The sequence below is a fragment of the Nocardia concava NBRC 100430 genome, from assembly GCF_000308815.1.
GTDB lineage: Bacteria > Actinomycetota > Actinomycetes > Mycobacteriales > Mycobacteriaceae > Nocardia > Nocardia concava.
Genome location: NZ_BAFX01000206.1, coordinates 116,943 through 143,521, shown reverse-complemented (window position 1 = coordinate 143,521; position 26,579 = coordinate 116,943). Strand labels below are relative to the sequence as shown.

Genomic DNA, 26,579 nt, shown 5'->3' with positions numbered 1-26,579 from the left:
GACGGTCCGGTTTGCGGATCATCGACCAGCTGTAGAGCAGGGCGGAGAGGTACAGCAGGACGTGGGCGTTCTCCAGGATCGGCTCGCTGTGCCAGGGCTTGGGCAGGACGAAGACGCCGACCGAGGCGAAGTCGGGGGTCCACTGGTAGGTCCAGGCTCCGGCCGCGACGAACAGGGCCGCGGCGGCGATCCACCATCGGGGTTGTGTTTGTGCGCGGTGCACCAGGTGGACGAGCAACGGCACGAACCAAACCCAGTGATGCCCCCACGAGAACGGGGATACCGCACAGGCCGTCATCCCCGCCAGCGTCACCGACAGCAAACGCTCGTCGCGGCGGTGGAGCTCCACGCTGAGCCACAGCCCCGCGCCCGCGACGATCCCGGCGAGGATCAGCCACAGCCAGGCCGGGGCGGCGCCCGCGGTCAGATGCGCGAGCACTCCGCGAATCGACTGATTGGCCGGATCGGTATCGGGCGCGATGCGATCGGCGTGGAAGAAGGTCGAGAACCAGTACTGCCGCGAATCGCCGGGCGAGACGAGCCAGGCCAGGGCGACCGTCGCCACCAGCGTCCCCGCGGCCGTCGCGGCCGAACGCCATTGCCGCAGCGCCAGATACTGCACGATGAAGAACGCGGGCACCAGCTTGATCCCGGCCGCCACCCCGACGCCGACGCCGCGCAGCCGCGAGCCCTCGGGTCGCGAGAAATCCCAGAGCACCAGCAGCATCAGCACCAGATTGATCTGCCCGTAGAACAGCGTGGTCCGCACCGGTTCCAGGAACACGCAGGTGAGGGCAAGCAGCGCACTGACACTCGCGAGCCGTGCGGTCAGCCGGTAGCCGAGCAGCCGCCAGCACATCAGCACGCAGCCGTAGAGCACACCGAGATTCACCAGCAGGAACACGTCGGTGATCCAGGCCGCGGGCACGGCCAGGCCCGGCATGAAGACGATCGCCGAGAACGGCGTGTAGGTGTAGAGCAGCCCGCCGACGGTCTCGTCGGCATAGAGCGAATGCCCGTGCAGCAGCCGCCAGGCGCCCTCGCGGTAGATGTGCACATCCAGTCCGCCCGCGAGGATGCCGGCCTTCTCCAGCCGCGGGTCGACGCTGGTGAACACCAAGGTCAACGCCGCCACCGCGCTGATGGCGAGCACGAAAAGGGTTGCACCGGACCGTGAAAGCACCAAAGACCTTGAATCCGACACGACGGACAATCCTAACGGTCCGTCGGTTTCACGCCCGGCGGCTCACTTGACCACCATCTGCGCGACGATCGCGCTGCCCATCCAGCGGCGCAGATACCGTCGTAGCTCGTCATCGGTCCGCGGCGGGTTACCCGGCGAGATGAAGAACGACTGCATCGTCCGCAGCAGGAATTCGACCAGCTCGGGCAGGGATTCGTCGTCGTACCCGCAGGCCCGCCAGTCCACGTCGAACCGCTCGATCATGGTCAGGCCGAACGCCTGCGCCTCCGCCGAGGTGATCCCGGACGGGTCCGCGTTCGAGTACGTCGCGGTGAGCAGAATCCCGAGATGCGGTGTGCGCCGCACCTCGGTGAGGGTGAAGACGATGCCCTCGGTCATGGCCTCGACCGGATCGACGAGCCCGCGCACCCGCGCCTCCAGCCGATCCAGAAAGCCGTCCACCGAGGCGATGGCCGAGGCCCGCATGAGCGCGTCGGCGCTGGGGAAATACCGGTAGACGGTCTGCCGGATCACCCCGAGCGACTCCGCCACATCGGCGATGCTGATCTCCGCGCCGGTGCGCCCGATCAATTCGACTGCGGCACTGACGATTCGACGCGTCGCCTCGTCATCATTCTCCGGCGGACTGCCGCCCCACCCGCGCCTTCGTGCCACGGGGCGACGGTAACACGCGGTGTCGCACCGACCGGTACGGCAGGCCCACTGAGCAGGCTTTTCAAATCATACACTTGAACGCGACTCTGTATGTTTGTATGTTCACAGCGGCCTCATCGTCGCGGCCCATGACAGGAGCGCGCGACCCGGGCCGCCGGACCCATTCACCTCCGAACAGACGAGGTATCTCCGAAATGACGGATTTGATCGTGCGGAAGCTGACTTTCGCGTTCGAACAGCACGACGTGCCATTCCTCTGGAATCCCGAGAACCCGGCCTTCTCGGCCATGGCCAATGCGGTCTCGTTCCTGGCCATCGGCTTCGAGAAGATGATCGTGAAGATGATCATGCAGGCCAAGCCGCTGATCACCGATCCGGAAGTCGCCGAGGAGGCCGACGCCTTCATGCGGCAGGAGGGCCAGCACTCGACCGCGCACCGGCAGCACGTGCGCGGCCTGATCCGCAACTACCCGGGCCTGCAGGAGACCCTCGACGAGGTGGTCGGCGAATTCGACAAGCTCACCGCGGAAACCCCGCTGAAGTACCGGCTGGCCTACACCGCCGACCTGGAGGCGACCTTCACCTCGGTGTTCAAGCTCATGCTCGACAACGAGGCGGTGCTGTTCCGGCCCGGCGACGATCGGGTGGCGTCCCTGTTCATCTGGCATTTCGTCGAGGAGGTCGAGCACCGCAGTTCGGCGCTCATCATCTTCGATTCGATCGTGGGCAGCGATCTCTACCGGATGCGCGTGGCTCCGTCGATCTTCCGGCACGTCCTACGCATGATTCGCATCGCCAATATCGGCTTCAATAAGCATGTGCCACTGGAGGAACGGAAGATCGACGCCCTGTCGATGTCCGCGACCTACCGCGCCCAGCATCGGCTGGGCAAGCTGCTGCCGCGCTTCGCGCTGCCCGATCAGGGACCGATGCCGCGGGCCTTCGACGATCTGCCGCTGGGCGAACAGCTGCTCGCGCTGCGCGGTGTCATTCGCAGCCAGTTGCCGAAACACAAACCCGCACACGAGAAGACGCCCGCGCTGGCGGATGTGTGGTTCCAGCGTTATCAGGACGGATACGACGTCACGCGCTGGTATACCGCCGAGGCGACGGGCGCGGAGGCGAACTGATGACTCCGACACTGCGCGCCCTGGCGACTCCGGCACTGCGCGCCGCGAGCGACCACTGCGCACCCACGTTCGATCAATTGGCCAAGTCGCTCGGGTTCTCCTGTGACAGCGCCGGCGGCATCGTCGAGGTGAGAAATCCGCTGGCACTGGAGAACTGGACGCTCCCGGTGCTGGAAACCACCATCATCCTCGGCTCGGTGCTCGCCCTGATCCTGGCCGTCGTCCGCCTGCGCCGCCAGGGCGACCCCACCAACCTGGTGCTCTGGTTCGGCGCGACCGCCTACCTGTTCGTCATCGAGCCGCCGCTGTATTTCCCTGCCGCCTTCGGCATTTCGGGCCACGTGGACACCATGTTCGCCCACAACGTGTTCACGGTGGACTTCCTGTGGGGCCGCCTGCCGCTCTACATCATCGCCATCTACCCGTTCATGGCCACGATCGCCTACGAGATCGTCCGCATGCTGGGCGTTTTCGCCCGCTACGGCGCGATCGTCGGCGCAACGTGCGTCGGCTTCGTCCACCACGCCTTCTACGAGATCTTCGACCACATCGGCCCGCAGCTGCGCTGGTGGGAGTGGACCACCGACAACCCCCTCAACCAGCCCATGTTCGATTCGGTGCCACTCCCCAGCGTGGTCGTCTTCGCCGCCCTGTGGCCGATGTCGCTGGCGTACTGCGTCTACCGCTTCGTCGGCCGCCGCGCCGACCAAGGCATCCGAATGCCCGCCCTCGAATTGGTCTGGCGCACCGTGGCAATCGGCCTCCTCGCCTCCCTGGGCACCTTCATCCTCCCCCTCCCCGCCACCGTCCTCGGCGCGGGCAGCACCACGGTCCGCGGCACCATCTACGCCCTCGAACTGGTCGCGGTCACCGTCGTCGCCATCCCCATCCTCTACCGCCGCTGGTCCGACCTACGCCGCGAAGGCGCCCCCTACCTAAACAACTTCGTCCGCGCCTACAGCATCCTCTACCTCCTGGTCTTCGCAATCCTCTGGGCCACAGCCCTCCCCGACTTCCTCAACGCCACCAACGGCCACACCGCCAACGGCGACCCCATCGGCAACCTCTGGTACACCCTCGCCTGCTTCCTCATCGCCGCCCTCTGCTCCGCCGCCGTCCTGACCCTGCCGCGCAGCGATGGGCAAGGGCACTTGCGACACAACGGGATTGGATCTACGGTCTCCGTACGTAGATCGTAGACAGTCTCGGCTGCTCGCAAAGGAAAATCTCATAATGATCGGTACGAACGTTCTCCGCATCGGGGTCACGGCGGTCGCAATCGCGATCGGCGCGCTGGCCGCCACCCCGTCGGCCGGAGCGGATCCGCACAGCCCGAATTGCCGACCGGCGTGCGGTCATGACGACAATCACGGAGGGAGTCATCACCGGGATCGCGGGCACAGCAACGACGGATCGCATTCGCCCGGTTCCGGAATCCATCGTTGAGCATTGCGCTGTGCCTGTTCGTCTACGGGTTCACCGTCGCGGTTTTCGCGCCGTCGCTGCTGCGGCGGCTCGGGCGGTCGGGGCTCGAGCCGCGGGCCGGGTTGACCGCATGGCTGGTCTCGATCGGACTGGTCGGGGTCGCGTGGACGGCAGCGCTCGCCGTGCTGGCGGTGGATCTGCTGGTCGATCTGATCCACTCCAGGCGGCTGAGCATCGTCGATTCGTGCGTCACCGAATTGCACGACGCAGCCACGGGCCGTTACGGATTCGCGACCGAGGCCGGGCTGCTGACGCTGGCCGGGCTGTCCGCGGCGGCGCTCGCGGTGACGCTGGTAAAGCTCGCGCGGATCCTGTTGCGCACCCGCGCCACCAGCCGGGAGCACGCTCGGATGACGCGAATTGCCGGGCGGCACAATGCGGAACTGGACGCGGTCGTCGTCGATGTCGATCACTTGGCGGCCTACTGCGTGGCGGGCGATCCGCCGACCGTCGTCGTGACCAGCGGAGTCATCGCCGCACTGGGGCCCGATCAGCTCGCGGCCGTATTGGCGCACGAGCGTGCGCATGTGGACGGTCGCCATCATCTGATCCTGATGCTCACGCGTGGGCTGGCCACGGTCGTGCCGTGGCTGCGGCTGTTCACCGTCGGTGCGGCGGAAGTCGCACGGCTGCTGGAGTTGTGCGCGGACGACGTCGCGGCTCGCACGCACGGTCCCGGAGCGGTTCGGCAGGCGCTGATCACGTTGTCGAAGAGTGCGGTCGAACCGGTCGGCGCGCTCGGCGTCGGGGACGCCGCCGTGACGGGTCGGCTCGAGCGACTGGCGAGCTGGAGGCACCCCACGCCCGCTACCCCGAAAGGCGTGCGCGCGGGCATGATTGCCGTGATCCTGGTTCCGCTCGTTCCGACGCTCGCGACCGTCATCGGCATCGCGGTGTGCGTGCCCGTGCTTCCGTGACCGGTCAGGTCCTGCGCCGGCGGCGCAATGCCGCACGCAGGCAATCGGATTGCTCTGCGCTGATGCCGTCGACGAAATGCGTCAGGACCAGGTCGATCCGGCCGCCGCTGCCGAGCGCGGTGCGCATCAGCTGCGCCCGGTACTGCTCCCCGGTCAGGACCGGGTGGTACCGGTACGCCTTGCCGTCGCGTTCACGTTCGAGCCAGCCTTTGTGGTGCAGGTTGTCCATTGTCGACATCACGGTGGTGTAGGCGATGCTGCGCTCACCCGACAGCTCCCGGTAGACGTCGCGGACCGTGATGGGCGTCGAGTTAGACCAGATGTGTTCCATGACAACCGATTCGAGCTCACCGAATCTCCGTGACAGCATGCGTGCTCCTCGATTCGCGCCACGGCCGCATGCACACCGGCGTGACCCTCAGGGCCGCAACACAATACGTTCTACGTACGTAAGTAGTATTTCAGATCGCACGGAATTCCTCGTGTCATCGCTGTAACCGGCTCGGAAACATCCGCGGCGGTGTCCGGGAGGCAGGGCCTCCCGGACTGCCCGTCATTCGCGCGGTTTGACCGGCCACCATCGTTCACCGATGGGCCCGGGTGGCGCGGGGGTGACCGGTCCCCGGTAACCGGCCGATACGAGCGTTCGCGCTCTATGGCGGCCCGCCGGCACCGGAACATTTCGGTCCAGCTTGTGGAGTGCGAACGCCCCGGCCAGACCGATCAGGATCAGGCCCGCCCAGACCGCCCAATCCATTCCGCTGCGCCGGGCGATCCCGACCACCGCGCCGGTAGCGAGGTTTCCGGCCAGGATGCCCACGCCGACCACGGTGTTGTAGAAGCCGTAGTGGGTCGCCACCAGCCTGTCGCCGGACAGCGAGACCACCGTGTCCATTTCGAACGGGAAGACCGCGGCGGTGCCGATTGCGAGCAGGGCCGCCGAGCCGAACAAGGCGGCGATCGCTACGGTGACGCCGAGGGTGTCCGGTCTCGGCACCAGGGCCAGCGGCAGGAACGACACCGCCAGCAGGCACATGCCGACGACCAGGCTGCGGCCGGTTCCCCAGCGGGCCCGGAACCAGGCGGTGATCTTCAATTGGCCTGCCACGGCGACGATTCCGGAAATGACGAACACACCCGAGGTCAGCGCCTGAGACCGGGCCGGATCGATGAATTCGGCCTGCAGCGGCAGTGCCAGATACACCTGGAACGACAGCACATACGATCCGATCATCGCCGCCGCGAAGGCCAGGAATCGCCGGTTCCCGACCACGGTGCGCCAATCCTGCAGCACCGAAGACTGTTCCGTCCGGTCGGCCGCTCGGCGGGCCGGAAGGGCGAACAACTGTGCCACGGTCAGCGCGGCGAATACCGCCGCCGCGGAGCCCGCCGTGACGCGGAAATCCACTGCCATCAAGGCCAGTCCGACCAGCGGACCGGCCAGGATGCCCGCTTGATAGAACATGTTGAATACCGCGAACGCCTCTACTCGCCGCTCCCCCGCGTCGGCCGCGAGGTAGGCCCGAACTGCCGGATTGAACAACGCTCCGGCGAATCCCGTTGCCGCGGAGGCGATCAGCAGTCCGGGCAGGGAGGTCGCGAAGATCAGCAGGGCGAAACCGCCGGTGCGCAGGAGACATCCGGCGACGATCAGCGGCTTGTACCCGAGCCGGTCGGCCAGGGTGCCGCCGATGAGGAACATCCCTTGCTGGGAGAAGTTCCGCACGCCGAGCACCAGCCCGACCGCCCAGGCGGCCAAACCCAGTGGGCCCGAGAGGTATCCGGCCAGGTACGGCATCAACATGTAGAACCCGAGGTTGATGCCGAACTGATTGATCATCAACAGCCGCGCCGGTAGGTCGAAGGCGCGGAACCCGCTCAGCGCCGTCACAATCGCGCCGCCGCGAACTCGGTCGTCGACCTCGGGTCGGGCACCCGCGCGCAGCGTGTCCAGGAGGTCACCACCCGCTCGCCGGGGTGGGCGATGGTGGCGGGGCCGAGTGGGGGCGCGGCGTCCAGCAGCCCGTGCTCGGCGCAGTAGGCGTCGTTGTAGACCGTGTCGAAATACCGTTGCGGGCCATCGGGAAACACCGTCGCGACACGTGTCCCCGCCGGAGCCATCCCCGCGGCCCAGCCCGCGACCAGCGCGACCGCGCCGACGCTCCAGCCACCGGTGGCATAGCGGGTGGCGGCCAGGGTCCGGCAGGCCCACACCGCCTCGGCGGGAGCGATCCAGTGCACCTCGTCGAACGCGGCGTAGTCAACATTGCGGGGATAGATGCTCGACCCCAATCCGCGCATCAATCGCGGCCCTGTCGGCTGCCCGAAGATGGTGGACGAGATCGTGTCCACGCCAATCAGTTTCAGACCGGGATTGAACCGCCTGAGCACGCGCGCCACCCCGGCCGAATGACCGCCGGTACCGACCGCGCACACCAGCACATCCACGCCACCCAATTGCGCCATGAGTTCCACGGCCAGCGATTCGTATCCATCCACATTGTCGGGATTGCTGTACTGATCGGGGCACCAGGCCTCCGGCTCGCGCTCGAGCAGTTCGGCCACCCGGTCCCGGCGCGCCTGCTGCCAGCCGCCGGTCGGATGCGGCTCGCGCACCGAGTCCACCTCGGCCCCGAAGGCCGTGAGCATGCGGGCCACAATGGGTTCCAACCCCGGATCGGTCACCACCGTCACCGGATGGCCGAACGCCATTCCCGCCAGCGCGAGGCCCAAACCCAGTGTCCCGCTGGATGACTCGACAATCCTCGCGCCGGGTTCGAGATCACCGCGCTCCCGCGCGCGACGCACCATGTGCAGCGCGGGCCGGTCCTTCATACCGCCCGGATTGGAGCCCTCCAGCTTGGCCCAGAAACCGCGCCCCGCCGGAGCCAGCGGCGCGCCGATCCACAACACGGGCGTATTTCCCACCAGAGCCTGCGGCTGCCGAACGGGGCCCGGAGCCGCCATCCGGCTCGCCGGGCTATCCGGATGCCATTCGAGCACAACGTCATTCATGACTATCGCTTCCTGTATCGATACCGCCATGACGGGCGGTCGTGACGTGAGCAGGGCAGCGAACACCGGCCGACCGAGGGACCACCGTCGGCCTGTCGCTGACCTGTCAGCGCCGTGCGATACAGATGCGGGTGAGAATCTCCCGGCCGCCGGCGACGGCCGGGCCGGGCGGCCCGCGCACCCGGTCGGCGAGCACCGCCGCGTCCGCCGTCACCGCCCATCCGAGCGGCTCCGGGGCCGCTTGCGGCGCGCCGAGGATATCGGCGGTACGCGGGGTGGCAGGTCCGGCGATACTGTGCGGGATCTCCGATTCCCCGCAGTGGTCGACATTCCCCGAGTCCGGATGGTTGAAATCAGCGGCTGCCGTGTGTAATTCGAGCACGATGGCGGTGCCGAGCCCGGGGTGCTCGGAGTGATTCGCCATCGGTGCGGCACAGCCGACGATCGACAGCAGGACCGCGACGACCAGCACCAGCATGGCGAGAACCCGCGACCCCGTCGCAGTGCTCGTCATGTCACGTTCCCCCAATCTGCGGGCGCCGGGCTATCCTCCGGACAATCTACTATCACAGTACGTAGATTGTGAGATAGCTGGGTCACATCGGCGATCCGCACCCCTCGGCGACTACCCGAACTGCGAGCCAACAAGATTCACCCAACGGAACCCTTGCGCGGACAGGAATCTCAGACCTACTATCTACGTACGTACTTAGTACGTAAGAACTTGTACTGATCGACCACCTCGGTACAAGGTGCCGTGCACGGCACGCAATACGGACGACAGGGGTGCGCGGTCCCCTCACCTGCACACCCCTGTCGTTCGGAGCGGATGGCACTGCGATCAGCGCGGCCGGGACTCTCCGGTTCGATTTCGATTGCGCCAGGCGCGTTCCCACAGGCGGGTCATTGCCGGGTAGACGAGGATGTAGCGGAAGGGTTTGATGCCCGCCATGTAGACGCGGCCGAGAATGCCGTTGGGCTTGACCAGGACTGCCATTCGGAGTTCGTAGTCGCCGTTGGGGGTTGGGACCCAGCCGAGGTGGCAGATGCCGTGGACGGTTTTGTTGGCCAGTTCCAGGGCGCATTCGTCGTCGAGTTCGTAGACGACGGTGAAAGGGGTGCCGGGCGGCGGGGTTCCGGCCGGGAGGTCGCGGAGGTCTCGAGGCAGGCGGTCGCGGAGTGACTCGACTCGGGCGCCGAGGCTCTGGCCCGGTTCGTCCCAGCCGAGGAGGGCGCCGAGTTTCCAGCGCGCCGCGAACAAGAGCTGGATCACCAGCGGTTCATCCGATGGCCCGCCCGACCCGCGCAGGGCCTCGAGCACGACAGGGAAATCGGCGGGTCCGGCGCCGGGGGTGTGGAAGGACCACACGTCCTCGACGGTGAAGTCGGGGGCGATTTCGTGGATCCGCCACGGGCGGCCGGTGTGTTCGGCGATGGGGAGTTTCATCGAAGTGTCCTTACCCTTTCCGCTAAACCCGATCGCCCACCGGATGAGGTTGGCGCCCAACGGCTTCCTGGCCGACGCGGCGGGCGCCGACCAGAAGCAAGGTGGCCGCTACGAGGAGCAGCAGCAAGGGTGAGGGCCCGGAGAGGGCCGCGGTGATCAGGGTCCACCCCACGGCACACCACGCGATGAAAGCGGGCGGCGTGATGCCGCGGCGGGCCATCCACACCACCGTCAGGCCGATCACTATGAGCGGCGGGCCGAAACTGAAAGCGGAGTACCAGAATCCGGCGGTGGTGTGGTTCATGGTGACGAGGTCACCGTCCCACAGCTTCCAGCGGAACCAATCCCCGGCGTAATGCGGGAGGGTCTGCACCAGCGACCCCGTCGTATGTCCGACCCCGCACAGGGTGATGAGCCAGCCAGCCCACTTGATCATGTCGAGCACCCCTTCGATCATCGATCGCATCGCCACCCGACCGTTATACGGTGACGTATAACAACCAGATTAGGCACTCTTATACGGTGCCGTATAGACCGGAAGGCTATGAGGGCTGCCACATCTCGCTCAACGGGCGGTGAGGGTGTCGAGCGTGGCGCGGGCCCGGGGCGCGTGCAGGGGCGAGAAGTACGGGTTGATGTCGAGGGCTGCTCGGAGGGCGGTGGTGGCCTCGTCGGTGCGGCCCAGCGCGGCCAGGATCATGCCCCGGTGATAGGACAGCGACGCATTGCGCCAGCCGAGGGTGGCGGCGCGGTCGGCGAGGACGATCGCTTCGCCGTCCCGGCCCGCCTTGTGCAGTGCCCACGCCAGCACGTCGGTGGTGATGACGTTCTGGCGGCGAGCGTATTCCAGCTGGGCCAGCCGCACGGCCTCGACCGGGTCGCCGTGGTCGGCGGCGAGCAGGGCCGCGTCCAGGTCGACGGTGGCGCCCTGGGCCTCCAGCGCCCGGAAGCGATCGGCGACCGCCGCGTACTGGGCCCGGGCCTGCTCGGGACGGCCCGCCGACTCCAGCAGTTCGCCGTACTCGATGAGGTATTCGGGCAGCGGCGAGCGGGCCGTGAGCGCGGCGTACTGGGCGATGGCCCGGTCGAGGTCACCACGTGCGGCGTAGATCTTCGCCTGGCCCTGCATCAGCGCGGCATTGTCGGGGTTGGCGAGCAAGCCTGTGCGGTAATGGGTTTCGGCTTCGTCCAGCTGGCCGGCATTGAAGGCCAGTTCGCCGAGATGGTATCGGCAGAACGCGATCTGATCGGCGGTGGTCGCCGCCGACAGGGCCATCTGCATGGCGTCGCGGGCTTCGGCTGTGCGGCCGTGCAATTCGAGGTCGTAGGCGGCGCGGGTGAAGGACGGGACGCCGGGTCGCAGATCCAGCATGCGCTGGACGGCGGCGGTGGCGGCGTCGGTGTCACCGAGCTGGGTCAGCGCGTCGACCAGCACGCCCTCGATCTCGGCGCTGTCCGGCCGCAGGACCAGCGCCTGTTCGGCGTAGCGGCGGGCATTGGCGAAATCGTGCCGGGCATTGGCGAGCACGCCGAGACCGGACAACGCCTCGGCATTGCCCTCGGGCTTCAGCTGCAACGACCGGTCCAGCGCTCGCTGCGCCTCACCGTAGTTCGTGGGATCGCCTGTGATGCGGGCCAATTCGACGTAGGACGCGCCCAGCCCGGCCCAGCCGGACGCATTGCCCGGCACCCGATCCAGCTGCTGCCGCTTCTGTTCGATCTGTGCGGCAAGGGGTTCGGTGGCGGCGGAGGGCTCGGCGCGGCCGTGGAGGAGCGAGTTCACGCCCAGCACGGCGGCGGTGAGGGCGATCAGCAGGAGGACGACGAGGACGGGATCGAAGCGTTTGCGAACTGGTGTGACAGACATGCCCGGACCTTGGTGGGAATCGGAGTAAGAGGTTGTCCGGGTGGGCGGAATTCCTTGCCGCCCACCCGGATCGGGAACTCAGGCGCGGCGGCGGCGCAGCCACAGCCAGCCGCCGACAGCGGCCAGTGCGGTCACGCCGGCACTACCGGCGGCGACGGGTAGCACCGGCGTCCCGCCGTCGCTGGACTTCGCCGCGGCCGCCGGTGCGATATCGCCGACCGCCGACGACTTCGCCCCGCCCGCCTGCTTCGAGGGCAGCGCGACATACGGGAAGGTGTCGAGGAACTTCACGTCGTTGGCGTCGACCTTGTCCCCGGTGGCGAGTGCGTCGACCAGCTTGCCGGAGGCCGCCGCGCCCTCCATCGCCTGCACGGCGATGTCCACCACGTCGTCGGTCAACCGGCGGCCGTTGGGGAAGCCCTGCAGGTCACCGGCGAGGACACCGAGACGCTGCGGCTTGGCGGTCACCGGCACGGACATGTTGAGCCGCAACATCTCCGACGGCTGGAAGCCCTGCGCCTGCACGTCGGCATTGAGGACCTGGGAGTTCAGGTCCGCCTGGATCGGCGGATGGCTGCCGTCCAGGGTCGGCGCGTTCTTGGCGATGCCGGTCAGGAAGATCTCGACCAGATCGTTGCGCGGCCCGGCGGGTGCGGGCACCTTGTAGAGGGCCTGAATCAGTTTGGCCAGTTCGGGATCGGTGACCGACTTGACCACCTCCGGAATCGTGGCGTCCTTGCTGGGCGAGAGCCCGTTGAAGGCGTCCTTCAGATTCACCGGCAGCACGACCTCGTTGACGAGCGGATTGCCCAGCCGCGACACCTGCACCGCCTCGCCGACCGGGTGCGCGGCGCCCGGCGACAGCTGCAGCGAACGGCGCTCGGTATCACTCCAGACACCGATGACCGGGTTGCGCTTGGCATCCCCGTTCAACGCCAGATCCTTCATGGGCACCTGCAGCACAACGGTATTCACGTTGTACCCGGCGAGCGTGTCGGTGCCGACCTCGGACAGATTGCCGCCGTAGAGCAGGTCGAAGACGCGCAGATCCAGGAAGAAGGGATCCTCCGCCGCCCCGACGTACACCGATCCGCCGCCCGGCAGGCTCTTGGTGGCCTGCTTGACCAGCGGCGCGTAATCGGGAATCGACGCCGGCCCGGTGTAGGAGGGTGCGGCCGGGCCGGTGACGATCGGCTTCCAGTCGTTGGCCCCGTGGCTGACCGAGAGCGTGTAATTCTGCCTGAACAGCAGGTTTTCATCGTCGAGACTGGTCACCGGGCCGTTGTTGTACAGGAACGTGGACCCGCCCCGGCGATCGTCGTTGTCGAACGTGATCCGGTAGCTGACATCCGGCTTCCCGTTTCCATTGCTGTCGATATTGATGTCGTAGTTGGCCTCCGTGGCCCACGGATAGAAGTTCGGGCCGCCATTGGGTTCCTGGAGTCCGAACCAGTTGGCAATGATCGTGACCGTATCCGGCGAGTCCGGACTCACGAACGCGTACACGTCCGTGTTGTCCACCGCCGGATCACCCGCGATCAGGGGCGCCTCCCGGTGACTGGAGGCCGAGGCGACCGGTAACCCCAGTCCGCCCAGGGTGCTGCTGAGAACAATCATTCCGGCAGCCGCGAATGCGGCCCCGGCACGGCGACGCACACCGCGCTGCGCAGATCGATACATGTGGCTTTTCTTTCGTTGGCTCCGAGCGCCTTTCGCGCCGGTACCGCCCATGCTGTGCTCCCGACCGGCTGGTCACATCGGTCGATCGACCTATCCCGGTCGGCCGGATTCGTTGAGCCCGAAGGTCATCCGGCTTACCGCTCACCGGCCATCGAGAAGATAGGTCGATCGACCGATGCCGGGGTACCCGCGGAACGCGCATGGTGGCCCCGTGATGCGAACGCTCTACCGAGCCCTGGCGGCGCTGGGCTGCGCGGTTGTGGTCCTGCTGTTCAACCCGATCGCCGCGCCCGCGCATCCGATGCCGGGCACCAATATCCGGCTCGATGTGCGCGAGACGACGATCGACGCCGAATTGTCCATCCCCACCGGCAATCTCGCGGAGGCCAGCGGCATCGACGTCGACCTGCGTACGCAGCTGTCGGAGTCAGACCGCATCGGCCTCGCGAACTATCTGCGCGGCCACCTGCGCCCCACCACGCCGGACGGCGTGCGATGGACGGTCTTGATAAGCGACATGCGCCTGGACCTAACCGGCCAATCAGCGACCGGTTCCTACAAGGAACTGCTCGTCCACGCCGTCCTGACCCCACCGCCGGGCGCCGACATGCGCCGCTTCGTCCTGTCCTACGACGCCGTCATCCACAAGGTGCCCACCCACATCGCCATCGTCTCGGTCCGCCAGGACTGGCAAGCCGGCCAAGTCGACGCCACCCGCGACGCCCGCCAAATCGGCATCCTCCGCATGAACCCCGACTCCATGACCGTCCCACCCCTCTCGATAGACCTGACCGACACCGGCGTGTGGCGAGCATTCACCGGCATGGTTGCGCTAGGCGTCCACCACATCCTCGAAGGCACCGACCACCTCCTCTTCCTCCTCACCCTCCTGCTCCCCGCCGTCCTGCTCGCCAAATCCGGCCGCTGGCACCCCGACCCCCGCCCCCGCCGCGCCGCCCGCCACATCCTCACCGTCACCCTCGCCTTCACCGCCGGCCACTCCACCGCCCTCATAGTCAGCGCCCTGACCCGCCTATCCCTCCCCGCCCGCCCCATCGAAACCCTCATCACCGCAACAATTCTCATCGGCGCCCTGCACGCCATCCGACCGTTGTTCCCCGGCCGAGAAGCTCTCATCGCCGCAACCTTCGGCCTCATCCACGGCCTGGCCTTCTCCCTCACCCTGGCCGAACTACAGCTCTCCACCAGCCAACTGGCCATCAGCGTCCTCGGCTTCAACCTCGGCATCGAAGCGGTCCAGCTGCTCCTGGTCGCCCTCGCGCTACCCCCGCTCCTGGTCCTGGCCACCACCCGAGCCCAGCCGATCCTCCGCATCGGCGGCTCACTACTCGTGATCACCGCCGCCCTCGCCTGGGCCCTGGACCGCCTCGGCTACCCGAACCCCCTCGCCCGCGCCGCGGACCAAGCCGGCTCGATGATCATGCCCCTCACCGCAACCGCGGCCACCGTCGCCATGCTGGCGCTGGCCGCACGATTCCGCAATCGGCGATCCCGTGTCAGCGGGGAAATCTCAGGTGAGGTCGGCGAGTTTGGTGGGGTTGAGGATGAGGCGAATCGTGTGGATTCGGTTGGCCGTGATGTCGAGGGACAGGACCATGTACGGGTCGCCGTGGGAGGTGATCAGAGCGCCTGGGCCGGCGTTGATCAGGGTTGGGCGGACGCCGAGTTCGGGGGGCCAGGCCCAGGTGACCGAGCAGAGGTAGGTCGCGACGGGGAGCATTCCGTGGATCGGCTCGCGGGGTGTTTCCGAGGTGCCGTCGGCGTCGGCCCAGAAGGTCACGTCGGGTGACAGGAGTTGGGTGAGGAGTGTGAAGTCGCCGCCTAGGGCCGCGGCGATGAAACGTTCGGTCAGCTCCCGATGTTCGTGCAGCGACGGCCGGTGGCGGGGACGCCGCGCTTGGACGAATCGGCGGGCGCGATAACCCAATTGGCGGGTGGCGCGCTCGGTGCGGCCGATCATGTCGGCGATCTCCGCATGCTCGAAACCGAAGGCCTCGTGGAGTACGAAGACGGCTCGTTCCACGGGGTCCAGGGATTCCAGCACCACCAGCAGGGCCATCGAAACCGATTCCGCCAGTTCGGTATCCGTCTCGGGTCCGGTGAGCACGGGATCCGGCAGCCAGGGGCCGATATAGGTTTCGCGGCGCGCCTTGGCTTTTCGCAGTTGATCGATGGCCAGCCTGGTCACCAATCGGAACAGGTAGGCGCGCGGCTGCTGCACCTCGGCTCGATCCACGCGATTCCAGCGCAGCCACGCCTCCTGCAGGACGTCCTCGGCGTCGGCGCGGCTGCCGAGCATGCGGTACGCAGCGCCGAAGAGCTCGTCGCGCATGCCCGTGAATTCGGTGTCCATATCCATTCGACGTCCCGAGGTCGCCATCCGTCACACGAACACCGGAGTGAATCACTATGTGACGCGACGGCTCCGGCATCCGTCTCACCTTCATACAACCGAACGAAGGGACGATTCCATGACCACCTCCGACCAACTCACCACCACCGAGGCCAGCCGCGCGACCGTCCTCGAACTGTTCCGGCGATTCGCCGCCCGCGATCTGCCGGGCGCGTTCGGGCTGTTGAGCGAGGACTTCATCTCGCACAATCCGCGAGTGCCCCATGATCCGGCGACCGGCACCGCGCGGCAGGCGTTCATCGACTTCTTCGAAACCCCCGCGGGCCGAGCACTCGCCGCCGCCGATCAGGATGTGCGCCGCGTGATCGCCGACGGCGATCTGGTCGCGGTGCACACCCGGCTGACCTCGGCCCGGCTACCCGAAACGGCCGTGGTCGACATCCTGCGCGTCCGCGACGGCCTGATTACCGAACACTGGGACGTCGTCCAACCGATCCCCTCCCCCATCCCGCACCCACACGGAATGCTCTGACGCGAGCGAACCTGACGGCCGCGAATGTGATCACGCCGGAAGCGGCGGGCACTCGGGAATCGGAGCGCCGGGAATCGCCTCGACGGCCGCCATATCCGTGGCGTCGGTGCCGGATTTGGCGGGGCACAGGCGCACGACCAACGGGAGCGCACCGGTTCGATTACCGCTGTTGTCGAAGGTGATCGGACCCTCCGCCCCCGGGACGGGTTCCTTCTTGAACCCGGAGATGACGGAGTTCAGTTCACTGCGCCGCACGGTCGAATGCGTCGGGATGAGGCGCAGGGCGGTGTCCACGGTCGTCACCGCGTCATAGGCGTTGATGGCCCAGCCGTCCCCGATATGAGCGGGCAAGAAACCCGCGGCCAGGAAAGCCTGGTTGAACTCCGGCCAATTCGGATTGTCCGCGCGCGGTCCGTCGGTGCCGGCGACCAGTGTGAACAGCAACCGGATCCGGCCGTCCTGGAAACTGTGCGCAGTCACCGCCTTCTTCCGGATGTCCTCGAGTCCGGGATCGAACTCCTGTGTCCGCAAACGGTTTCCGTCAGAGGTGCTCAACACGGTGATGGAGGTGGCCGGGCACTGCCCGCGCGACACCAGTTCATCGAGACCGTAGATCAGGCGGCCCAGATCGCGACCGCGAGCCACGTAGACCACGGTGATGGGCTGCTGTGTCGCGCAGATGCTTCTGGCCGTCTGCGTGACGGTGGCAGGCTCCGTATCGTCGAACTTCATCTCCGACACGTCACCGTAGCGGCGGTGCAGCAGTGGCAGGGTGGTGCAGGTGTAGGGGTCCGTGCGCCCGGTCGGCACCGCGATGACGTCGGGTTTCCCGGGCGACACCGCGCCGATCGCGCTGACCTGCACCGCGACTCGGAAGCCGATGCGATACAGGTAGTCCCGGCCGATGCCGTGGGCGAAACTGGCCTCGGAGTCGCATTGCTCGAAACTCGGGTCGTCGGCCTTCGAGCCGTCCTGGTCGAAGCCCTCGGCCGTCACCACATCCGAGATGACCGGAATCTTCTTCTCCGCCAGCAGATTCGCGATCTTCGCGGTGGTCGGATCGCTGAGCCCGATGCCCGCGACCGCGACCACCTCCGGCCGTTCGGCCATGGCCTTCGCCACCGCGAGCGCACCGTCGGGGTCGTCATAGTCACCGAGCTGCCCGATCAACAGTTTCATCGGATGGATGCAGCCGGTGCCGTTCGCGCGGTGCTGACCGGCGGCCATGCCCTCGAGCTCGTGCAGTGCCCGGCTGCCCGCGTTCGCGGCGGTCATGGCCATGAGCACGCCGACGGTCACCCCGGTGCCGTGGCACTGCTCGGACGCCGCCCGGTTCTGCGCGTCGATCTCACCCATCACCTGCTCGAAGGCGGGCAGTCCGAAAGCGTATGGGCCGGAGGACAATCCGATGCAACGTCCACTCGAATCCCAGGCATCCGTGCTGGGCCAGCCGTCGTTGCAGGTGGCCAGGCGGTACAACTGCTCATGCGCGGCATAGGCGGTCCCGGCTCCCAGTAGCAACACCACCACGAGGGCGAACCGCCACCACTCCCGCCGGCGGCGGGGAAACGGTCTGCGCGGCTTCGGGAAGATCCAAGCCCAGTATCGGGACTCCATGGTCGAGTGCCTTTCTAGCTGCGGGTCACTGGAATCTCCAGGCGCGCCTACGGGATTCACCCGCACGCTGCACGAAGGGACCGCGATCACCGGCGTAGCGCGCCAGCTCGGAATAACTGTCGGCCACACGCGAATAGAGTTGCCCGATCTCGTCATTCGGGACGAGCGGAAGATCGGAGTCGAGTTCGGGAAGCACGGCGAGCAATACGCCGAGGTGCTCATGCAGAGTGTGCGCGCGATCGGGACCTTCGATGAGCGCGCGATCGGGGCGCCGGGGGTCGGCTACGGAGATGACCTCGTCGAACCGGGCCAGCCAGTCGCGCGCGGGCAACCGCGGCAGTTCGTCGGCCAGCGGAGTCGTGACCGCCGAAATACCGTGCAGCAGACGGGTATACAGCAACCTGCCCGCGTCGTCGCGATCGACCGCGTTGACGAGCAGCCGGAAGACCCGATCCCACCCGGTGGCCGGATCGGTGCGCGCGGCGAGCGCCCGCAGGCCGAGCAGCCGCAGCAGCGGGGGCAACCGCTCCTCGGTGCCGTCACTGCGCCAGAGCGGGCCCGATTCGAACAGCGCCGTATCGTGTTCGGCTCCGGGCGGCAGGACCGGTCCCAGCGCCGCGACGGCCTCGCGCTTGTTCCGGGCCGCCGACACCGTGATCAGCGCCTCCACCACATTCTCGCCGACCAGCCGCCGCCTGCTCAGGCCGCGAGCGAAGACACGGAGCAGATAGCGCTCGACCGTGTACCGCGCCTCGGGTCCCGGGGCACGCAGCAGATCGGCGAGCATCAGGCCGGTTTCGCGCGATCGCGCCGAATCGGAAGCGGCCGCGAACTTCTCGAGCAGCAGCACCGTCGCGGCCGGATGCCCTTTGGTCAGCCGATGGACGGCGGCACTGATCCGTCCGCCCTCGATCGGATCCGCGGCCATCGCCAGCGTCGAGACCTCGAGATCGGTGAAGTCGGCCAGCCGCAGCCTGGCCCACAGCGGCACGGGCGGGGTGAGCGGCGAGGATCTCGGCGGATCGGTCACTATCGCCGGTTCCGGCAGATGCCAACCCACTTCCGTCGCGAGCACACCGGAACTGGTGGTGATCACGGTGAGCGGATCCGGCAACAGGCCCCGCACCGCCGCGAGCACGGTGCGCGCCCGCAGCAGCGAGCCGGTGAACGCGACCGCCGCTTCGGCGTCGCCGTCATCGAGCAGGACAACGGCATTGGAGGTGCGCGCATGCACCTTCGCCGCGCTGTGCCGGAGATCGGCGAGCAGAGCGCGGGTCAGCACGTCGTCCACACCCTGACGGGTGTCCGGATTCGAATTTCGGGATCTCAGGCTGAGATTCACCAGGGCCTCCGCGCCGGACCCGCGCAGATCTCGATCCTCATGGCCGAACCAATCCACCGCCGAACCCCAGGTGAACCGCGTGACGAAGCGCCCATGCCGCAGTCGATCGGCCACCAGCGCCGACAGCCGTTGCACGGCCACGGGCACAATCAGGTGAATCCCGGGGATTCCGGCATCGGCGGCCATCCCACCCATGCCCCTGATCAGATCGAGGATCAAGCCGATCAGATCGTCGCGATGCCCATACCCGTTCAGCTTCGCGTACAGATGCGGAACGCGACCGTCCTCCGCGATATCGGCGAAATTCTCCCGAAGTGCGATCAGGGCCACCACAACCCGCGGAAATGCGATCCGGTATCCGTCGACACCGAGACTCAGGCCGAGCATGATCGCCGCCAGAATCGGGCGCGACGGGTTGGCCTCGTTCTCGGGCAGTTCCAGCGGACGCACCAGCACTATTGGGGTGTGCTCATGCCATTTGCGCTGCAGCTCGTCCAGCAAGGCCGTGCGCCCCGACCCGCCGCAGCCTTCCAGCACCTGCACCGGTTTCGTAATCCCGATATCCTGCTTCGACGGAATCTCGATCAGATCGTCGATCAACCCCAGCAGTCCGACCCGGCCCTCGAACACGGGCATCGCCTCCCTCGAACTGAGCGAGACTGTAGCAAGTTGGAGCGGAATTCGCTGTTGGACAGGGTGATACAAAGATGATCGGCGGGAATTGTTGGACGAAGGCAGGGTTCAGTTCTTGGGGCCGCGGAGGCGGGCCCACACCACCTCGCGGTTGACGGCGGCGACGGCGGTGAGCGGAATGGATTCGGGGCAGACCTGGGAGCATTCGCCGTAGCTGGAGCAGGGGCCGAACTCCTGCTCCATCTGCCCGATCAGATCGCGGGCGCGGCGGCCGCGTTCCTGGCGGCCCCGGGTCACGGTGCCCAGGTGCAGCAGTTTCGCGCCCGCGTACAGGTGCGCGGCCCCGTTCGGGCAGGCGGCCACGCAGGCGCCGCAGCCGATGCAGGCCGCGAAATCCAGGGCGTACTCGGCATCGTCGTGCGGGAGGGGTTCGGTGTCGGCGTCGGCGGCGGTGCCCGCGTCGACGGCGATGTGGCCGCCGGCCTCGATCAGGCGGTCCAGGGCGGAGCGGTCGACGACGAGATCGCGGACCACCGGGTAGGCGGCCGAGCGCAGGGGTTCGAGGCGGATGCGCGCGCCGTCGGCGAACGAGCGCACGTGCTGACGGCAGGACGGCGTGTTGGCGACGGGGCCGTGGGGGCGGCCGTCGACGGTGATTCCGCAAGAGCCGCAGACGCCTTCGCGGCAGTCGGAGTCGAAGGCGACCGGGTCGCGGCCCTCGGCGACGAGGGTGTCGTTGAGCCGGTCGAGGAGTTCGAGCAGCGACATCTCGGGGGCGGCGTCGTCGACGACGTACTCCTCGTAGCCGCCGGGGGTGGCGGTGTCGGCCTGTCGCCAGATCTGCAGCCTCAGCCTCATACGTAGTTCCTCGTCTGGAGTGGGACGGCGGAGAACGTCAGCGGCTCGTCGTGGCGGACCTGCGGGCCGTCGGGGCGGTATTCCCAGGCGGATACGAAGGCCCAGTCGGCATCGTCGCGCTGGGCCTCGCCATCCGGGGTCTGGTGTTCGACGCGGAAGTGCGCGCCGCAGGATTCGTCGCGGTCGAGTGCGTCGATGCACATCAGTCGGGCCAGGCCGAGGAAATCGGCTACGCGCCCGGCCTTTTCGAGTTCCTGGTTGAATTGCTCGCCGGTGCCGGCGACACGGAGGTCGGTCCAGAACTCGGCGGTCAGCTTGTCGATCGCGCCGATGGTGTCCGCCAAGCCCTGAGCTGAGCGGGAGACGCCGCAACCGGCGTACAGCAGTTCGCCGAGCCTGCGGTGGAAGCGGTCGGGGCCTTGGCTGCCGCCGATCGACAGCAGGGATTCGACTCGATCGCTCACCTCGGTCAGCGTCGTGGTCACCGCGGGATCATCGGCTTTCAGCGGTGTGGTCCCCAGCAGACCGGCCAGGTAGTTGGGCACCGCGTAGGGCAGGGTGAACCAGCCGTCGACGCAGGCCGAGAGCAGGGAGTTCGCGCCCAGGCGGTTCGCGCCGTGGTATCCCCAGCTTGCCTCGCCCGCGACGAAAAGGCCTGGTATGGAGGTCATCTGGTCGAAGTCGGCCCACAGGCCGCCCATCGAGAAGTGTGCGCCGGGTGCGATCCGCATGGGGGTGACGTAGGGGTCCTCGCCGGTGGCGTCGCGGTACATCGAGAAGAGGTTGCCGTAGCGTTCGGCGATGGTGTCTCGTCCCAGGCGGGCCAGGGCGTCCCGGAAGTCCAGGTACACACTGTTTTTCAGCGGGCCGACGCCGTGGCCGGAGTCGATCTGGGTGCGGGCGGCCCGCGAGGAGACGTCGCGCGGGGACAGATTGCCGTACGACGGATACATGCGCTCGAGGTAGTAGTCGCGCTCGCTGTCGGGAATCGTGTTGGGGTCGCGGTCGTCTCCGGCGCGCTTGGGGACCCAGATGCGGCCGTCATTGCGCAGCGATTCACTCATCAGGATGGTCTTGGACTGCCATTCCGAATTCACCGGCAAGGCGGTCGGATGGAATTGGATGAACGCGGGTGAGGCGAACAGGGCGCCACGCATATGTGCCCGCCAGGTCGCGGTCGCGTTGGAATTGCGTGCCAGCGTGGACTTGTAGAAGACATTGCCGTAGCCGCCGGTCGCCAGCACCACCGCGTGCCCGGTGGTGGCGGTGACCTTGCCGGTGACCAGGTCGCGGGTGACGATGCCCTGCGCGCGGCCGTCGTCGACAATGAGGTCGAGCATCTCGCTGCGGGTGTGCAGGTTGACCGTGCCGGCGTGCACCTGCCGCAGCAGGGCCTGGCTGGCGGCGACCTGCAGCTGCTGCCCGGTCTGCCCACGCGTGTAATAGGTGCGCGAAACCTGCACGCCACCAAAGGATCTGGTTGCCAAGCTGCCGCCGTACTCGCGGGCGAAGGGTGCGCCGATGGCGTTCATATGGTCGATCACGCGCGTCGACTCCCGGGCCAGGCGGAAGCAATCCGCCTCGCGGGCACGGAAATCCCCGCCCTTCACGGTGTCCTTGACGAAGCGTTCGATGCTGTCGTTGTCGACCTTGCGGGCCCGCGCGGCATTGATACCGCCCTGGGCGGCGACGCTGTGCGCCCGGCGCGGGGCATCGTGGAAGGTGAAACTCTCTACGTGGTAACCGAGTTCGGCCAGCGCGGCCGCGCAGCCCGCACCGGCCAGTCCGGTGCCGACCACGATCACGGTGAACTTGCGGCGATTCAGCGGGCTGACGAGCCGGTAGTCCAGGCACCGCTGCTGCCATGCTTGCGCCGGATCCCCCTCGGGCACACCGCCGGAGATCGGCGCTCCGATCGTGCGCAGTCCAGCCAGTGGATCGATCGTCATGACACCACCCCTGTCCACACCGCGATCGGAATCGTCATATTGCCGACCATCACCGCCAGCGCCAGCACCCCGCCGATCGCCACGCACACCTGCCGCAGCCGCTGGCCGGTAATGCCCAGATCATTGACCGCGGTCCACAATCCGTGTATCAGATGCGCCCCGAGCACGGCCATCGCCAGCAGATAGAACGCTCCCACCGCGGGCCGCTCGAAGCTGGCGATCAGATTGTCGTAGGCGTAGCTGGTGGTCCGGGTCGCGTCCTCGAACTCGTCGCTCGCGAACGGCCGCGCCCCCACGGTCAGGTCGAGGATGTGAAAGATGATGAACAGCAACAACACCAGCCCGCTCACCAACATCGTGCGAGCAGTGAACGACCGCAGCCCGAGCCCCTTGCGCCGAAACCGCCCGCGCGCCCGGTGCGCCCGCCCGGTCAACAACACCGCGGAGCCGACATGGGCGATCAAGCAACTCAGCAGCACTACCCGGAAGATCCACAGCGTGCCCTCGTAGGGCAACAACGGCTCGAACAACGTCCGCAGCCAATGCGCATACTCGTCGAAGTGCTCGGCCCCCAGATACACCTTCAGATTGCCGATCATGTGCACCAGCACGAAGAGCGCGAACACAATCCCCGTACCGGCCATAACCAGCTTGAGCGTCACCGAAGACGGCCGCCCCCGCCACCCCCACTGCGCCCGCGCCACCACCGGCCCCCGCGCAACCTCATGCCCCCCGTCAGCAATCTCCACCTTCTCGGCAGTAGGCGTCATCGCTCCAGGACCTCCTCGAGCCCAGAACCTACCGACCCACACCCTCCAACCAGCAAACCACTCGCAACATCTACAAGATCGTTACCGCACCGAACCGCCATCAACGCAAAAGGGCCTCGTCCGGCCGTACCGGACGAGGCCCCACATCGCCGACCTACTCGCCGTTGTGGAACAGCAGTCGACCGATCATCTCCCCGAGGGCATGCCCGGACCCCGCGGCACTACCCGACCCGTACCCACTGATATCCGAGTTCTCCTGGCCGTTGTACGGCTGCAACTGCACATCGGCACTCGCGACGCCCGCGGCGGTCACGACACCGGCGGCAATGACGGCCGCGCCCAGCGCCGTACGAACGAGTCCACGCTTGACGTTCATAGTTTCCTCCCCGCGCCGCCCACAGACGACGAAAAGTGATCTTGACGCGCGGAATTGTCCACTCCCCCAACGCTTCCCCACAACCGCCCCGAATCGGTCACCGAATCTGTGGCTCCGGGGCGCGGGACAGGGCGACGGGCACTGAACCCGCTGTTCCGCGTTCAGTATGACGAGCCTGTGCCGCCGAAGGGCCAGGGCGGAATCGGTCCGTTGTCGACGACCACAGTGTCGTAGCGAATGCCGAGGATCGGATAGTCCTCGTCGCACCAGCGCTCGCGGTCGGTCGAACAGCGCTCGCGATGACTGCCACAGCCACCAGCCACGACCGAGGTCCTGTGTGCCGGAAGGTAGGCACGGACTACGCGCTGCCCCTGTCGACCGCAGTCGAAGATCACGTCCAGGCGATAGGTGTCGTCGGTTTCGTTGCGGCACCACTTGCCAGTGCACGAGACCCAGGGCGCCAGCACGACCGTCTCGGCCGCGGCGGCCTGCGGTGCGGCAACACCGACGGCAATCGCGAACAACGGGCTGGTGATACCCAACAGGGCTGTCAATCGACGCGGCATACCGTTAGAAACTACAAGCCGCGCGGGGTGGGCGTAATCGGGCGAATTCCCCTAATTCGATTCGAGCGGTGGCCTTTTGCCCAGGGCTACCCATCAGATGTTCAGGGCACGCAGGGGCAGCCTGGCATGCTGGTCGGGGTGATGGCAGGCGAGGAGGCAGCGGTGTCGGGTGAGTTGGTGAAGGTGGTTTTTCGACTGCCGCAAGATGGGGACGGGTGGCCGCCCGCCAAGACCGAGAGCATGTGGGCGAATCGGCGCAGCGGTGATTGCGTTGAGTTGAACAATATTCCGTTCTTCGTTCGCGGGTATGCGTCCGGGGACGTGGTACGGGTCGCCGCCGACGACGAGGGCGTGCTGTGGGTCGAGGAGGCCGTGGAGTATTCCGACAATTGCACGATTCGCATCGTCCCGATCGGTGGCGGCGGTGAGGTCGAGGCGAGACAAGCGGTGTTGGATGCGTTCGCGCCGTTAGGGGTTGAAGGCGAGGGCCTTGCCCGGTTCAACTTGGTCGCCCTGCATGTGCCGGCCACCGCCGACCTTCACGCGGTGAAGCATCTGGTGCTTCAGGGCGCGGAGGAGGGTCGGTGGCATTACGAGGAAGGTTGCGTCACCGACGAATGGCGTGCGGCCACCGACCAATAGGACCGGGGGCCAGTCGGCAGATGGTCGAACGTCCAGTCGCCTTTGGGATGTGACCGGGCTAGGGTGCTTGCGCCCAAACGATCAATCGAGGAGCACGATATGCAGTTCACCGTTCGAAACCATGCCGCCATGTTGGTGGTGGCCGCTGCCGGTTTCGCCGGATTTGCGGTTCCCGCAGCCAGTCCGGCCTCCGCCGATGTGCCTGATCAGGTCTGTTTGTATGACCCGGTTACCGGCGACGAGCACGTCAAGACGCCGGGTGAGGCGTGTGCCGGGCATGCCGCGGGCGAACCAGGCAACTGGTCTTGTCCGATCATCCCCGGCTATGTCCTCGTCTCGGCCGATGCCGATGAGATCTACATCGACTGCGACTACAACCCCGCGTAGCGAGACCTCGGGTTCACGCCCCGGGGAGTGATCGTGAACCAGAACAGATTTCGGACAACGTTGTAGACCGGACGAAGCCGCAGGGATGACCTGCGGCTTCGCTGTTCTACGCCCAGTTCAGTGGGCGGACAGGGCGTCGAGGATCAGGGGGCGGGCGGTGCGGAGGGCCTCTTGCCAGTAGGGCCAGGTGTGGGTGCCGGGGCCGATGTCTACTCGGGCGGGGATTCCCAAGGCTGCGAGGCGGGTTCGGAGGATGTTGGTGGCGGTTTGGGTCATTGCCTCGAGGGCCATGGCGTTGACTGTGTTGCCTACGGTGTTGGTCAGGTCCGCGGCGGTGGGGACGCCGTTGCCGCTCCAGATGTACATGGGGAGGCCGCGGAGGAGCTCAGCCTGGACGGTGGCGTCGTTGCGGGTCCAGGCGGGGTTGGTGATCGGGCCCCACATGTCGTCGAGGTTGAAGTTGCCCTCGTCGCGCATGGCGGCGCGCATGCCCTCGTTCCACAGCGGGAAGGTGGGGTTCACGTAGCCGGAGAAGGAACCGGCGAAACGGAATTGGTCTCGGTGGTGGGCGGCGAGGGTGAGGGCGGCGTTGCCGCCCATGGAGGGGCCGACTATGGCGTTGTTGGTGCGGGAGACGCCGTAGCCGGCGAGGAAGTTGGGGAGTTCCTCGGTGAGGAAGGTTTCCCAGCGGTAGGTGATGGTCTGGCCGTTGGTGCTGCTCGGGCGCAGCCAGTCGGTGTAGAAGCTGGAGTGGCCGCCCACCGGGAACACGAGAGTGACGTCGTCGCCGACGAATTGGCGCAGCGCGTCGGTGTCGGAGGTCCACTGGCTGTGGTCGCCTGGAGCGCGCAAGCCGTCCAGCAGGTACAGGGCCGAGCTGCCGCCGCGGGCGGCCCACTGCACCTGGACCTTGATCGGGCCCATGCTGGAGGGCACCCACAGTTCCTGGTACCCGCCCGACGGCGCGGCCACGGCTCGGCCGGTACCGACCGTGGCCTGCGCCGCTCCAACGGCCGACACCAGCGCGGCCGCCGCCGCAACAGCGGCGAATCGCTTCAACACACCGCGAAACGTCCGGTGTTCTTCAGACCGCACTACGCCCATCATTCGCTCCCCTCCCGACGGATCTCCGGA

Annotated in this window: 25 protein-coding genes and 1 pseudogene; 7 read left to right on the top strand and 19 right to left on the bottom strand. The window is 67.2% G+C overall.

Features of this window, described 5'->3' with window-relative positions:
• Both ON43_RS42010 and ON43_RS42005 read right to left on the bottom strand, forming a co-directional pair.
• Positions 1 to 1,153: glycosyltransferase 87 family protein (locus ON43_RS42010; protein ID WP_063712734.1), on the bottom strand; the 1,153-nt coding region annotated here is incomplete at its 3' end.
• 93 nt (positions 1,154 to 1,246) lie between these two features.
• Positions 1,247 to 1,858 (bottom strand): TetR/AcrR family transcriptional regulator, encoded by a 612-nt coding sequence (locus ON43_RS42005; RefSeq protein ID WP_040816687.1) that lies wholly within the window; start codon positions 1,856 to 1,858, stop codon positions 1,247 to 1,249.
• 194 nt (positions 1,859 to 2,052) lie between these two features.
• Here ON43_RS42005 and ON43_RS42000 point away from each other — a divergent pair, with 194 nt between their 5' ends.
• The 3 genes from ON43_RS42000 (at position 2,053) to ON43_RS41985 (ending at position 5,390) form a co-directional block, all read left to right on the top strand.
• Positions 2,053 to 2,988: a metal-dependent hydrolase gene (locus ON43_RS42000; RefSeq protein ID WP_040816686.1), complete on the top strand. Its 936-nt coding sequence runs from the start codon at positions 2,053 to 2,055 to the stop codon at positions 2,986 to 2,988.
• Positions 2,988 to 4,187 carry a hypothetical protein gene (locus ON43_RS41995; protein ID WP_051180279.1) on the top strand — a complete coding sequence of 400 codons (1,200 nt, stop codon included), beginning with the start codon at positions 2,988 to 2,990 and terminating at the stop codon, positions 4,185 to 4,187. Before ON43_RS42000 ends, ON43_RS41995 begins: the two co-directional genes overlap by 1 nt.
• Positions 4,188 to 4,430: 243 nt before the next feature.
• The gene (locus ON43_RS41985) at positions 4,431 to 5,390 is read left to right on the top strand and encodes a M56 family metallopeptidase (RefSeq protein ID WP_040816684.1); all 960 of its coding nucleotides are present in this window, start codon (positions 4,431 to 4,433) and stop codon (positions 5,388 to 5,390) included.
• Positions 5,391 to 5,394: 4 nt separating this feature from the next.
• Here ON43_RS41985 and ON43_RS41980 read toward each other — a convergent pair whose 3' ends face one another.
• From ON43_RS41980 to ON43_RS41945, 8 genes are all read right to left on the bottom strand, one after another.
• Positions 5,395 to 5,760: a BlaI/MecI/CopY family transcriptional regulator gene (locus ON43_RS41980; protein ID WP_040816682.1), complete on the bottom strand. Its 366-nt coding sequence runs from the start codon at positions 5,758 to 5,760 to the stop codon at positions 5,395 to 5,397.
• 183 nt (positions 5,761 to 5,943) lie between these two features.
• Positions 5,944 to 7,230, bottom strand: coding sequence for an MFS transporter (locus ON43_RS41975; protein WP_083914443.1), 1,287 nt, complete (start codon positions 7,228 to 7,230; stop codon positions 5,944 to 5,946).
• A gap of 47 nt (positions 7,231 to 7,277) precedes the next feature.
• Positions 7,278 to 8,405 (bottom strand): PLP-dependent cysteine synthase family protein, encoded by a 1,128-nt coding sequence (locus tag ON43_RS41970; protein ID WP_040816680.1) that lies wholly within the window; start codon positions 8,403 to 8,405, stop codon positions 7,278 to 7,280.
• Positions 8,406 to 8,511: 106 nt separating this feature from the next.
• Positions 8,512 to 8,919, bottom strand: a complete 408-nt coding sequence (gene lpqS / locus ON43_RS41965; RefSeq protein WP_245569112.1) for a putative copper homeostasis (lipo)protein LpqS — start codon at positions 8,917 to 8,919, stop codon at positions 8,512 to 8,514.
• Between the two features lie 327 nt (positions 8,920 to 9,246).
• The gene (locus ON43_RS41960) at positions 9,247 to 9,852 is read right to left on the bottom strand and encodes a DUF2867 domain-containing protein (protein ID WP_040816677.1); all 606 of its coding nucleotides are present in this window, start codon (positions 9,850 to 9,852) and stop codon (positions 9,247 to 9,249) included.
• Between the two features lie 22 nt (positions 9,853 to 9,874).
• Positions 9,875 to 10,288 carry a DUF6463 family protein gene (locus ON43_RS41955; protein ID WP_063712737.1) on the bottom strand — a complete coding sequence of 138 codons (414 nt, stop codon included), beginning with the start codon at positions 10,286 to 10,288 and terminating at the stop codon, positions 9,875 to 9,877.
• Between the two features lie 129 nt (positions 10,289 to 10,417).
• Positions 10,418 to 11,719, bottom strand: a complete 1,302-nt coding sequence (locus ON43_RS41950; RefSeq protein ID WP_040816676.1) for a tetratricopeptide repeat protein — start codon at positions 11,717 to 11,719, stop codon at positions 10,418 to 10,420.
• A 78-nt stretch (positions 11,720 to 11,797) separates the two neighbouring features.
• Positions 11,798 to 13,336 carry a DUF4331 domain-containing protein gene (locus ON43_RS41945; protein ID WP_040816737.1) on the bottom strand — a complete coding sequence of 513 codons (1,539 nt, stop codon included), beginning with the start codon at positions 13,334 to 13,336 and terminating at the stop codon, positions 11,798 to 11,800.
• A gap of 238 nt (positions 13,337 to 13,574) precedes the next feature.
• Here ON43_RS41945 and ON43_RS47110 point away from each other — a divergent pair.
• A pseudogene (locus ON43_RS47110) lies at positions 13,575 to 14,771 on the top strand (HupE/UreJ family protein); the annotation flags it as partial.
• Between the two features lie 159 nt (positions 14,772 to 14,930).
• Here the strand turns inward: ON43_RS47110 and sigJ are convergent.
• A complete protein-coding gene (gene sigJ, locus ON43_RS44315; protein WP_040816675.1) occupies positions 14,931 to 15,779 on the bottom strand; it encodes an RNA polymerase sigma factor SigJ in 849 nt (282 codons plus the stop codon).
• 112 nt (positions 15,780 to 15,891) lie between these two features.
• On the opposite strand from sigJ, the gene ON43_RS41930 reads away from it, so the two are divergent.
• Entirely contained in the window at positions 15,892 to 16,305 is a 414-nt protein-coding gene (locus tag ON43_RS41930) for a nuclear transport factor 2 family protein (protein WP_051180266.1), read from the top strand.
• A gap of 30 nt (positions 16,306 to 16,335) precedes the next feature.
• On the opposite strand, the gene ON43_RS41925 is transcribed toward ON43_RS41930, so the two are convergent.
• The 7 genes from ON43_RS41925 to ON43_RS41895 form a co-directional block, all read right to left on the bottom strand.
• Entirely contained in the window at positions 16,336 to 17,922 is a 1,587-nt protein-coding gene (locus tag ON43_RS41925; RefSeq protein WP_157514463.1) for an ABC transporter substrate-binding protein, read from the bottom strand.
• A 25-nt stretch (positions 17,923 to 17,947) separates the two neighbouring features.
• Entirely contained in the window at positions 17,948 to 19,900 is a 1,953-nt protein-coding gene (locus ON43_RS41920; protein WP_040816673.1) for a hypothetical protein, read from the bottom strand.
• 105 nt (positions 19,901 to 20,005) lie between these two features.
• Positions 20,006 to 20,755 (bottom strand): succinate dehydrogenase/fumarate reductase iron-sulfur subunit, encoded by a 750-nt coding sequence (locus tag ON43_RS41915; protein ID WP_040816671.1) that lies wholly within the window; start codon positions 20,753 to 20,755, stop codon positions 20,006 to 20,008.
• Positions 20,752 to 22,704, bottom strand: a complete 1,953-nt coding sequence (locus tag ON43_RS41910) for a fumarate reductase/succinate dehydrogenase flavoprotein subunit (protein WP_040816669.1) — start codon at positions 22,702 to 22,704, stop codon at positions 20,752 to 20,754. Before ON43_RS41910 ends, ON43_RS41915 begins: the two co-directional genes overlap by 4 nt.
• Complete coding sequence (locus ON43_RS41905) at positions 22,701 to 23,474, bottom strand: succinate dehydrogenase cytochrome b subunit (RefSeq protein WP_083914432.1); 774 nt, start codon at positions 23,472 to 23,474, stop codon at positions 22,701 to 22,703. The genes ON43_RS41910 and ON43_RS41905 overlap by 4 nt, the downstream gene beginning before the upstream one ends.
• Positions 23,475 to 23,628: 154 nt before the next feature.
• Positions 23,629 to 23,850, bottom strand: a complete 222-nt coding sequence (locus tag ON43_RS41900; RefSeq protein WP_040816665.1) for a hypothetical protein — start codon at positions 23,848 to 23,850, stop codon at positions 23,629 to 23,631.
• A 161-nt stretch (positions 23,851 to 24,011) separates the two neighbouring features.
• Positions 24,012 to 24,416, bottom strand: a complete 405-nt coding sequence (locus ON43_RS41895) for a hypothetical protein (RefSeq protein ID WP_218003539.1) — start codon at positions 24,414 to 24,416, stop codon at positions 24,012 to 24,014.
• A 126-nt stretch (positions 24,417 to 24,542) separates the two neighbouring features.
• On the opposite strand from ON43_RS41895, the gene ON43_RS41890 reads away from it, so the two are divergent.
• Both ON43_RS41890 and ON43_RS41885 read left to right on the top strand, forming a co-directional pair.
• Entirely contained in the window at positions 24,543 to 25,058 is a 516-nt protein-coding gene (locus tag ON43_RS41890; protein ID WP_245569111.1) for a DUF4265 domain-containing protein, read from the top strand.
• A gap of 99 nt (positions 25,059 to 25,157) precedes the next feature.
• Positions 25,158 to 25,445: a hypothetical protein gene (locus tag ON43_RS41885; protein WP_040816661.1), complete on the top strand. Its 288-nt coding sequence runs from the start codon at positions 25,158 to 25,160 to the stop codon at positions 25,443 to 25,445.
• Between the two features lie 117 nt (positions 25,446 to 25,562).
• On the opposite strand, the gene ON43_RS41880 is transcribed toward ON43_RS41885, so the two are convergent.
• Complete coding sequence (locus ON43_RS41880) at positions 25,563 to 26,549, bottom strand: alpha/beta hydrolase (RefSeq protein WP_051180284.1); 987 nt, start codon at positions 26,547 to 26,549, stop codon at positions 25,563 to 25,565.
• Positions 26,550 to 26,579: the final 30 nt, after the last annotated feature.

What these genes read in the sequence shown, in the direction of transcription:
- ON43_RS41930 (WP_051180266.1), top strand. Translation starts at nt 15,892, where the DNA reads ATGACCACCTCCGACCAACTCACCACCACCGAGGCCAGCCGCGCGACC.
- ON43_RS41910 (WP_040816669.1), bottom strand. Translation starts at nt 22,704, where the DNA reads ATGACGATCGATCCACTGGCTGGACTGCGCACGATCGGAGCGCCGATC.
- ON43_RS41960 (WP_040816677.1), bottom strand. Translation starts at nt 9,852, where the DNA reads ATGAAACTCCCCATCGCCGAACACACCGGCCGCCCGTGGCGGATCCAC.
- ON43_RS41945 (WP_040816737.1), bottom strand. Translation starts at nt 13,336, where the DNA reads ATGATTGTTCTCAGCAGCACCCTGGGCGGACTGGGGTTACCGGTCGCC.
- ON43_RS41975 (WP_083914443.1), bottom strand. Translation starts at nt 7,230, where the DNA reads ATGATCAATCAGTTCGGCATCAACCTCGGGTTCTACATGTTGATGCCG.
- ON43_RS41995 (WP_051180279.1), top strand. Translation starts at nt 2,988, where the DNA reads ATGACTCCGACACTGCGCGCCCTGGCGACTCCGGCACTGCGCGCCGCG.
- ON43_RS41895 (WP_218003539.1), bottom strand. Translation starts at nt 24,416, where the DNA reads ATGCCGCGTCGATTGACAGCCCTGTTGGGTATCACCAGCCCGTTGTTC.
- ON43_RS41920 (WP_040816673.1), bottom strand. Translation starts at nt 19,900, where the DNA reads ATGCCCGTGTTCGAGGGCCGGGTCGGACTGCTGGGGTTGATCGACGAT.
- ON43_RS41885 (WP_040816661.1), top strand. Translation starts at nt 25,158, where the DNA reads ATGCAGTTCACCGTTCGAAACCATGCCGCCATGTTGGTGGTGGCCGCT.
- ON43_RS41900 (WP_040816665.1), bottom strand. Translation starts at nt 23,850, where the DNA reads ATGAACGTCAAGCGTGGACTCGTTCGTACGGCGCTGGGCGCGGCCGTC.
- ON43_RS41970 (WP_040816680.1), bottom strand. Translation starts at nt 8,405, where the DNA reads ATGAATGACGTTGTGCTCGAATGGCATCCGGATAGCCCGGCGAGCCGG.
- lpqS (WP_245569112.1), bottom strand. Translation starts at nt 8,919, where the DNA reads ATGACGAGCACTGCGACGGGGTCGCGGGTTCTCGCCATGCTGGTGCTG.
- ON43_RS41950 (WP_040816676.1), bottom strand. Translation starts at nt 11,719, where the DNA reads ATGTCTGTCACACCAGTTCGCAAACGCTTCGATCCCGTCCTCGTCGTC.
- ON43_RS41905 (WP_083914432.1), bottom strand. Translation starts at nt 23,474, where the DNA reads ATGACGCCTACTGCCGAGAAGGTGGAGATTGCTGACGGGGGGCATGAG.
- ON43_RS41890 (WP_245569111.1), top strand. Translation starts at nt 24,543, where the DNA reads ATGCTGGTCGGGGTGATGGCAGGCGAGGAGGCAGCGGTGTCGGGTGAG.
- ON43_RS41880 (WP_051180284.1), bottom strand. Translation starts at nt 26,549, where the DNA reads ATGGGCGTAGTGCGGTCTGAAGAACACCGGACGTTTCGCGGTGTGTTG.
- ON43_RS41980 (WP_040816682.1), bottom strand. Translation starts at nt 5,760, where the DNA reads ATGCTGTCACGGAGATTCGGTGAGCTCGAATCGGTTGTCATGGAACAC.
- ON43_RS41955 (WP_063712737.1), bottom strand. Translation starts at nt 10,288, where the DNA reads ATGATCAAGTGGGCTGGCTGGCTCATCACCCTGTGCGGGGTCGGACAT.
- ON43_RS41915 (WP_040816671.1), bottom strand. Translation starts at nt 20,755, where the DNA reads ATGAGGCTGAGGCTGCAGATCTGGCGACAGGCCGACACCGCCACCCCC.
- ON43_RS42000 (WP_040816686.1), top strand. Translation starts at nt 2,053, where the DNA reads ATGACGGATTTGATCGTGCGGAAGCTGACTTTCGCGTTCGAACAGCAC.
- ON43_RS41925 (WP_157514463.1), bottom strand. Translation starts at nt 17,922, where the DNA reads ATGGAGTCCCGATACTGGGCTTGGATCTTCCCGAAGCCGCGCAGACCG.
- sigJ (WP_040816675.1), bottom strand. Translation starts at nt 15,779, where the DNA reads ATGGATATGGACACCGAATTCACGGGCATGCGCGACGAGCTCTTCGGC.